The organism is Polaromonas sp. P1_G2, assembly GCF_056405515.1.
Genome location: NZ_JBFUBY010001269.1, coordinates 1 through 433, shown reverse-complemented (window position 1 = coordinate 433; position 433 = coordinate 1). Strand labels below are relative to the sequence as shown.

The window sequence follows — 433 nt, the reverse complement described above, 5'->3', positions numbered from 1 at the left end:
GGTGTGATCGCGAAATACGCTGGCAAAACAATCGGCCGCCGGCACGATGCCGAGACCATTGGCGAACAGCGCATCCTTGTTGGCGTTGAAGAAGGCGGAGCCAGCGAACATGGAGAGGTTCATGGCGCAGAGGTCGTGGCGGAAGCCGGGCAGCGTCACCTCGCGGGTCTTGACCGCCCCGCCCGGCTCGTCCTTCGCCTCGACGACGGCGACCGACCAACCCTTGTTGGCCAGTTCGACGGCCGCAGCCAGCCCATTGTGTCCAGCACCGATCACCACCGCGTCGTAGTTCATCGTCCTCTCCTGCTGCAGGCTGTCGATTGTTTGCCGCATATGCATACATCTTCGACGGATCGTCGCAAGTCACAAATATTTTAAGTATAAAGGTTTTTGGGATTACGTAACGTCAACTTTTAAAATGATGTTTTATATC

1 protein-coding gene is annotated in these 433 nt (G+C 56.4%); it reads right to left on the bottom strand.

The features are described 5' to 3' along the window. Positions 1-294: FAD-dependent oxidoreductase (locus AC1D0P_RS30090; RefSeq protein WP_477680078.1), on the bottom strand; the 294-nt coding region annotated here is incomplete at its 3' end. Between the last annotated feature and the right edge of the window lie 139 nt (positions 295-433).